Genomic DNA, 1,065 nt, shown 5'->3' on the forward strand with positions numbered 1-1,065 from the left:
CGCGACCTGGCCAAGGCGGCGATCTCGCGAACCGGGAGCACCAGACCGGTGCGATGGCTGAGGTGCGTCAGCAGGATGAGGCGGAGGCGCGGTTCGGCGCGCATCGCGCGATCATAGGCGTCGATCAGGCTCGCGTAGGTCGCCGGCTCCGGCAGGTTGATCTTGAGCACGCGTGCGCCGCGGCGCAGTTCCAGGCTCCGCATGCACGCCTGCATGCTGTCATAGTCGAGGTCGGCATACAGCACAGCGTCGCCCGGCTCGATCCGATTATAGCCAAGGATCAGCGCTTTCAGCGCCTCCGTCGCATTGCGCGTGAAGGCGATCTCTTCCGGCGGTACACCGAGTTCGGCGGCGACGTCGGCGTGCGCGGTCATCACGTCGCGGATCATGCCACGACGCGCGTAGAAGCTGGTATCGCGGTTCACCCGAGCGACACACTCCTGATAGGCGCGCAGCACGGGCCGCGGCATCGCACCCCAATTGCCGTTCTCGAGCTGGATCACGTCCGCCGGCCGGTCATAGGCGGCCGCGATCCCGGCCCAATACGCCTCTTCCTCGATGGCGGTCGCGGCGGCGCGTGCGGTCGGCAGCGCCGCTGCGGCCACGCTGCCGGCGAGCACGGCGCGGCGCCCCAGCATCAGAAGTTGAGCCCGAGGCGGACGTAATACTGGCCGCCGTCAGTGTCATATGGAGCGTTGCGCGAGTAGATCAGGCCGCGGTTGGCCTGGTTGGTGGCCTCCGCCGGGTAGGTGTCGAACACATTTTCCGCGCCCGCGCGCAGCGACAGGTGAGGCGAGAAGCGATAGGTTGCCGAGACGTCGAACAGCGCGATACCGCCAAAGCGCTGGAACAACTCGCCGGTGGCATTGCCCGTCACGTCGGTCCAGGCGCCGTAATAGCGCCCGCGCACCAGAAGCCCGAGGGGACCGACGTCATAGCCCCACGTGCCGGTGGCGTTGTGCTGCGGCAGCCGCTCCTCGAACACGCGCCGCTGCGTGGCGTTGGTGATCGCGGCGCTGGTACCGCTGCGGACCCGCGTCTGGTTGTAATTGTAGGCGAGGCTCA

At 67.9% G+C, this 1,065-nt stretch carries 2 protein-coding genes; both read right to left on the reverse strand.

The annotated features are described in order from the left end of the window. The coding region (locus ACMGDM_RS20610; protein ID WP_436806014.1) for an aminotransferase class V-fold PLP-dependent enzyme at positions 1-638 on the reverse strand (638 nt) is incomplete at its 3' end. Further along, positions 638-1,065: TonB-dependent receptor domain-containing protein (locus ACMGDM_RS20615; RefSeq protein ID WP_436806015.1), on the reverse strand; the 428-nt coding region annotated here is incomplete at its 5' end. The genes ACMGDM_RS20610 and ACMGDM_RS20615, both read right to left, overlap by 1 nt.

It is taken from the genome of Sphingomonas larreae, assembly GCF_051400595.1.
GTDB lineage: Bacteria > Pseudomonadota > Alphaproteobacteria > Sphingomonadales > Sphingomonadaceae > Sphingomonas.